Genomic DNA, 5199 nt, shown 5'->3' on the forward strand with positions numbered 1-5199 from the left:
CTACCGACACCCCCACCACCGTGCGCGGCGCTTGCCCGCACGACTGCCCCGACAACTGCGCCCTGCTGACCACGGTGGAAAATGGCCGCGCCACCAAGGTGCAGGGCAACCCGGCGCACGCGCCTACCGACGGCGTGCTGTGCACCAAGGTCTCGCGTTACACCGAGCGCACCTACCACCCGGATCGTTTGCTTCAGCCTTTGCGCCGCGTCGGCCCCAAGGGTTCGGGTCAATTTGAGCCTGTGGGTTGGGACGAAGCCCTGGACGAAATCGCGACACGCCTGAAAGCCATCGCCGCCCGCGATCCACAGGCCATCTTGCCTTACAGCTACGCGGGCACCATGGGCTTGGTGCAAAGCGAGTCGATCGCGGCGCGGTTTTTTCACCAGCTGGGCGCATCGCTCTTGGATCGCACCATTTGCGCCTCGGCCGGGGCTGAAGCCCTGACCCAGACCCTAGGCAACAAGGTGGGCATGAAGAACGAGTTTTTTGCCGAATCCAAGCTCATCGTCATTTGGGGCAGCAACTCGATTGGCAGCAACCTGCATTTTTGGCGCATCGCCCAAGCTGCCAAGCGCAACGGGGCCAAGTTGGTGTGCATCGACCCTCGTCGCAGCGAAACGGCCGAAAAATGCCATGAACACATTGCACTGCGCCCCGGCACCGATGCCGCGCTGGCGCTGGCTGTCATGCACGAGTTGATCGTCCATGGCTGGCTTGACCAAGATTACATTGACCGCTACACCTTGGGCTGGGATGCCTTGAAGGCCCGCGCTTTGCTTTGGCCACCCGAGCGGGCGGCAGAGGTGTGTGGCGTGCCGGTTGAACAAATCCGCCAACTGGCCCGCGACTGGGGCACCACCCAGCCTGCCTCGATTCGGCTGAACTACGGCATGCAGCGCGTGCGCGGTGGTGGCAATGCGGTGCGGGCGATCGCTTGTTTGCCAGCGCTCACCGGGGCCTGGCGGCACCGGGCGGGCGGGCTGTTGCTCAGCAGCTCGGGGCATTTTCCGGTGCGGCGCTCGGCCTTGCAGCGGCCTGACTTGCTGGGTGAGCGGCGTCCACGCACCATCAACATGACCACCATTGGCGACGATTTGCTGCGCCCGGCATCACCCGCCTTTGGCCCGCAGATCGAAGCCTTGATTGTCTACAACAGCAACCCTGTGGCCATTGCGCCCGAGTCGGGCAAGGTGGTGAAGGGTTTTGGCCGCGAAGACCTGTTCACCGTGGTGCTGGAGCACTTCAAGACCGACACGGCCGACTATGCCGACTTCATCTTGCCCGCCACCACACAGCTGGAGCATTGGGACATCCACACCAGTTACGGCCACACCGACGTGCTGCTGAATCGCCCGGCGATTGCGCCCGTGGGTGGTGCACGCACCAACACCGACATCTTCCGTGCGCTCGCCCAGCGCATGGGGTTTGACGATCCGTGTTTTGCCGAGAGCGACGAAAGCCTGTGCCGCTGCGCCATTGGCGATGCGGATGATTTTGAGCAGCTGCTGGCGCACGGCTTTGCTTCATTGCCTGTGCCCGATGCGCCGTTTGCGCAAGGTGGTTTTCCTTCGCCATCGGGCAAATGCGAGTTTTTCAGCCAACGCTTGGCCGATCAGGGCCTGGATGGCCTGCCTGACCATTTGCCCAATTACGAATTGGCTGCCCCTGGTGGCCGCTATCCGCTGGCCATGATCTCGCCGCCTGCGCGCAATTTTCTCAACTCCAGCTTCGTCAACGTGCAAAGCCTGCGCGACATCGAAGCCGAGCCGGTGCTGGAAATGCACCCGCAAGACGCCGCGACGCGTGGCATTGCCGACGGCGCGGTGGTGCGTGTGTTCAACGACCGGGGCACTTACCACTGCAAAGCGAAGCTGAACCAACGCGCCCGCGAGGGCGTGGTCCACGGCTTGGGCATTTGGTGGCGCAAGCTGGGCCTGAACGGCACCAATGTGAATGAACTCACCAGCCAACACCTGACCGATCTGGGCCGTGCGCCTGTGTTTTACGACTGCTTGGTGGAGGTGGCTGCCGATGCGGCATTCGAACCGGCGGCCCATTCGGTGGCCACAGCCCACACCTGAACCCTCAAAATCACATTTCAAACACCATGCCTGAACTGAACATTGAACGCACGCACACCTTGGGCTTGAGCGGCGCACGTACCGTGGCCGAGCGCTGGCGCGAGCAAGCCGAACAAGATTGGGGCATGACCTGCGAGTTTGAATCCGGCGGATCCCAAGACTGCATGCGGTTTGAGCGCATTGGCGTGAGCGGCCAACTCACGGTGACCGAAAACCGCTTCGATCTGAAGATCAAACTGGGCTTTCTGCTGGGGGCCTACAGCAGCAAAATCGAAGAAAAAATCCAGGCTAATCTGGACGCTTTGTTGGGTCCAGCGCCGCAGGCCTGAGCGCATTCTTTCGCAGTGGCCAGCTGTTGCCATGGCCTCTGACGTTTTGTAGATCGTTGGCTTGAGCCCAGGCATGGACTTGCGTCAAAGCCCATCATGTTGGACCTGAAGGTCCGACTTACAAGAAAGAGCTTGAACCTGCCGTCAGCTTTACGGCAAATCGCTGCTGGCCTCGGTCATGGGCGATTGCCGTGGACCGACCGAGCCTAAGCGCGCTTTGAGCGACTGCGGTTGACGCGTCAGGATGGCGGCGTAGGTGGTGGTGTTGGACAGCACTTTTTTCACGTAATCGCGTGTTTCTTGGAACGGGATGTTTTCGGCCCAAATGGCCGCCTCGAGCACGGGGCCGTTGCGCCAACTGCGCGAACGGTTGGGGCCGGCGTTGTAGGCCGCAGCCGCCAGCGGCATGGAGGCCTCGAAATCGTCAAGCACCAGTTTCAAATAGGCCGTGCCAATGGTGACGTTCACCTCGTGGTCGCTGATCTGGTTGGGTCTGAAGCTGGTCAGTCCAATTTTTTTTGCGGTCCATTTGGCAGTGGCAGGCATCACCTGCATCAGGCCCGAGGCCCCTACAAGCGAGCGGGCGTCCATGATGAAGCGGCTTTCCTGCCGGATCAAGCCATAGACATATGCCGGATCCAGTTGGATTTCATGGGCTCGGCGCACCACGGTCTCGCGCAGCGGCATGGGGAAGCGCTGCTCAAAGTCAAACGCGGTCCGGGTGCGCTCGCTGGTGTTGATGCAGCGGTCCCATACCTGGCGCTGGCAGGCCAGGTCGGCGGCGGCCAGCAGTTCGCGGTCGTTCATGCCGCCGGGCGTGTGCAGGTTGGTGCTGTAGTTCCATTCCCGGTTGCCTTCAGAGCGCAGGCCCAAGGCGATGGCATACAAAGCGCGTTGCAGACCGGGGTGGATGAATGCGGCGGCCTTTTCTTGGGGCGTCAGGGGGCTAGGGCGCTCGGGGATGGTGATGGCCTGACCGAGGTCCTCCAGCGCCAGTTGCTCATAAAAGCCCCGCACACTGGCGATTTGGCGCAGCAGACCTTGGCTCTCTTGGCGTTGCGCCTCGTGGCGGGCGGTGGCCAGCAGGGCGCGGGCGCGCCAATAGACCCATGTTGGCTCGTTGCGGGTGTCCGCACTCATGGCCTGGGTGGCGCTCAGTACCTGCGGCCATTGGCCTTGGCGCAAAGCGGCACGCACCTTCCAGCCCAGCAGGTCGTCGTTCAGATCGCTGTCTTTTTGCACTTTGGCAAAGTGGCTGGTGGCGTTGTCCTGCAGTTTTTGAGCGGCTCTTTTGCCAATCACGGCCCAGGTCCAGTTGCGTTCTTCAGCGCTCAGCTGGATCGCCCAGCGACGGCTCAGCAAATCGGCGGCTTCGTCCGGGTCTTTGGCAGCCAGCCGGATCAGCGCCAGCACCGCGAGTTCTTTGCGGCTGCGGGTGATGGCCATGATGCGCTTGTCCAGGTATTTGGCGGGGTCGGCGTGGATCAGCGCCACTTGCTCAGACAGGCGCGGCGCTTCGATGTCAACAGCTGCCTGCGCTGCGCGGGGTCGATTGGCATCCATGGCGATACGGGCTTTGCGCCACACATCCAGTGCTTTGAGTTGCCGGCCCGAATGCAGGTGTTCGGCCACGTAAGTGCAGCCGTCATCGGCATCGCGCTGGGCGTACCACAGGCGCTTGGCTTCGTCGGCCACGTCGGCCTTGCTGTTCATGGCCTCGGTGGCCAGAGCGTAACAACGCACCTCACGGTCGTCGCGCATGCGAAAGCGGGGGTATTCGGCGGTGAATGTGGACCAGTCACGGTTTTTGCCCAACTGAAGCAACCAGTCATTGCGCAAACGGTCTTCGTAATAACTGCCCGCGTAAGTTGTTAAAAAACTTTGGATTTCGGACACGGATGCCGTTGGCAAGCGGGCGCGCATTTCCCAGTAGGCGGCCAGCGGCTCCAGCACATGCCCTCGGGTCTGCGGCAGCAGGGCTGTCAGGCGCGCCGTGTCGTTTTTGCGAAAGGCTTTGACCATCTCCAACACCGCCTCGTCACCCCGGTTTTGGGCCTGGACGGGCAAGGCCATCAGGCTTGTCACGGCGATGCTGGCCAGCAGTGTCAAAATCAGTCTAAATTTCATGGGTTGATTATGGACAAAGCCGAAGCAAAGCGCGCCTTGAGAAAAGCCTTGATTGAAGAAAGGCTGAACCTGCCCGACCGCCTGGCGCGGGCTGAAGCCTTGCAGCGCGTCATGCGCATCTGGCTGTTTGACCGCCCCGATACCGTGATCGGCGCTTACTGGCCCATCAAGGGCGAATTTGACCCGCTGCCAGCGCTGCACCGCTGGAAAGAAGACGGCGAGCTGCATGGTGAGCCGCAGCGGCGCCAAATTGGCTTGCCCGTGGTCAACAAGCTCCACAAGACCCTCACTTTTCACACTTGGTACCCTGGCTGTCCGATGGAGGAAGACGCTTACGGCATTCCCAAGCCCAAAGACACCGAAGTCATCGTGCCCACCTTGCTGTTTGTGCCCTGCGTGGGCTACGGCATCGGCGGCTACCGTTTGGGTTACGGCGGCGGCTTTTACGACCGCACCTTGGCCACCTTGCAGCCCAAGCCCTACACCGTTGGCCTGGGCTACACCCACGGTTTTTTGGACGATCTGGAGCCCGAAGACCACGATGAGCCGCTCGATGCGATCCTGAACGACAACGGGGTGGTGTGGCCGGTTTGAGGCCCGAAAGACATGGCCAGACCCAAATCCGCAACCCACGACATCAAACGCGACGCGATCCTCGA

General features: G+C 61.7%; 4 protein-coding genes. 3 read left to right on the plus strand and 1 reads right to left on the minus strand.

What is annotated here, in order from left to right; genetic code table 11:
• Positions 1-20: 20 nt before the first annotated feature.
• Both Q0341_RS01540 and Q0341_RS01545 read left to right on the plus strand, forming a co-directional pair.
• Positions 21-2084 carry a molybdopterin oxidoreductase family protein gene (locus Q0341_RS01540; RefSeq protein ID WP_299510084.1) on the plus strand — a complete coding sequence of 688 codons (2064 nt, stop codon included), beginning with the start codon at positions 21-23 and terminating at the stop codon, positions 2082-2084.
• Positions 2085-2110: 26 nt separating this feature from the next.
• The gene (locus Q0341_RS01545; RefSeq protein ID WP_299510080.1) at positions 2111-2413 is read left to right on the plus strand and encodes a polyhydroxyalkanoic acid system family protein; all 303 of its coding nucleotides are present in this window, start codon (positions 2111-2113) and stop codon (positions 2411-2413) included.
• A 150-nt stretch (positions 2414-2563) separates the two neighbouring features.
• On the opposite strand, the gene Q0341_RS01550 is transcribed toward Q0341_RS01545, so the two are convergent.
• Entirely contained in the window at positions 2564-4540 is a 1977-nt protein-coding gene (locus tag Q0341_RS01550) for a lytic transglycosylase domain-containing protein (protein ID WP_299510082.1), read from the minus strand.
• A 9-nt stretch (positions 4541-4549) separates the two neighbouring features.
• On the opposite strand from Q0341_RS01550, the gene Q0341_RS01555 reads away from it, so the two are divergent.
• Positions 4550-5134 (plus strand): 5-formyltetrahydrofolate cyclo-ligase, encoded by a 585-nt coding sequence (locus tag Q0341_RS01555; RefSeq protein WP_299510083.1) that lies wholly within the window; start codon positions 4550-4552, stop codon positions 5132-5134.
• The last annotated feature ends 65 nt before the right edge of the window (positions 5135-5199 follow it).

Source organism: uncultured Limnohabitans sp. (genome assembly GCF_937889215.1).
In the GTDB taxonomy this organism is placed as follows: Bacteria; Pseudomonadota; Gammaproteobacteria; order Burkholderiales; family Burkholderiaceae_C; genus Limnohabitans_A.

Bases quoted from the DNA above. Each gene is read 5' to 3' on its own strand.
- Q0341_RS01550 (WP_299510082.1), bottom strand. From the start codon at position 4,540: ATGAAATTTAGACTGATTTTGACACTGCTGGCCAGCATCGCCGTGACA.
- Q0341_RS01555 (WP_299510083.1), top strand. From the start codon at position 4,550: ATGGACAAAGCCGAAGCAAAGCGCGCCTTGAGAAAAGCCTTGATTGAA.
- Q0341_RS01545 (WP_299510080.1), top strand. From the start codon at position 2,111: ATGCCTGAACTGAACATTGAACGCACGCACACCTTGGGCTTGAGCGGC.